Annotated in this window: 1 protein-coding gene; it reads right to left on the bottom strand. The window is 66.4% G+C overall.

Translation table 11 applies throughout. From position 1 onward, the window contains the following. A partial coding sequence (locus SB765_RS29575) for a TonB-dependent receptor plug domain-containing protein (RefSeq protein WP_410932484.1) occupies nucleotides 1–231 on the bottom strand: 231 nt, incomplete at its 3' end. Nucleotides 232–274 lie beyond the last annotated feature (43 nt).

The raw sequence follows: 274 nt of genomic DNA, 5'->3' as shown, positions 1-274 counted from the left end.
GACCAGCGGGTGGTTGCCGGTGTGCAGGCCGACCTGGAAGCCGGGCAGCAGCATGAACAGTTCGTGGATGTTGCGCGCCCCCGATGCCCGGATCATCTGACGGTCGATGACGCTGACAGATCCCGGCGCGTCGGCGCGGGACTGGGATAGCCGGGTGGCTGAAAGGACGACCGGCAGTTCCGAAAGGTACTCCGCTTCGCTGATGCGGCTGTCTGCCTGCTCTGCGTCCATTCTGCTCGCCATCCTGGCGCGCTGCGCCAACGGCATGGACGCA

The organism is Pseudomonas sp. SIMBA_067 (genome assembly GCF_046534675.1).
In the GTDB taxonomy this organism is placed as follows: Bacteria; Pseudomonadota; Gammaproteobacteria; order Pseudomonadales; family Pseudomonadaceae; genus Aquipseudomonas; species Aquipseudomonas putida.
The sequence above is the reverse complement of the archived record's forward strand: the minus strand, read 5'-3'. Positions and strand labels throughout refer to the sequence as shown.